This window comes from Prevotella sp. HMSC073D09 (genome assembly GCF_001814145.1).
GTDB lineage: Bacteria > Bacteroidota > Bacteroidia > Bacteroidales > Bacteroidaceae > Prevotella > Prevotella conceptionensis.
Map to the genome: position 1 here is coordinate 1 of NZ_KV815066.1, position 401 is coordinate 401.

The window sequence follows — 401 nt, forward strand, 5'->3', positions numbered from 1 at the left end:
TTGTACAAATCTATCCATTTAACGGAAGAACCTTAAAAAGTGGGGTTTTGATGCCCAAAAGCGAGTATTTGGGCTTGAAAAATTACGAGCTGGCAACCAAACTAGAAGGGCTAAATGGTGCAAAATGCAGGTTTTTTCGTAAAAACAGACAGGTTAGGAGGCAGGAAAAGCAGGAAAAGGTAGTAGTTTACCTGCTTTTTAACCTTTATTCTCGCTAGAATGAAGTGAAAATTCGAGCAGTATTGTAAATAAAAAATAATAAATTAAGTTTTGTGTTGGTGATTTTTTGAGTTGCTGGGTTAATGAGTTTACAAGTGGGCGAGTTGACAAGTTGGCAAGTAGGGAGTTTACAAGTTTATGAGTATCCGAGTTAACAGGTTGAGGAGTTAACAGGTTGAGGA

1 protein-coding gene is annotated in these 401 nt (G+C 37.4%); it reads left to right on the forward strand.

Annotated elements, in window-relative coordinates; translation table 11 throughout:
* On the forward strand, window positions 1-218 hold a 218-nt coding region (locus HMPREF2955_RS16485), incomplete at its 5' end, for a hypothetical protein (protein WP_210401272.1).
* Window positions 219-401: the final 183 nt, after the last annotated feature.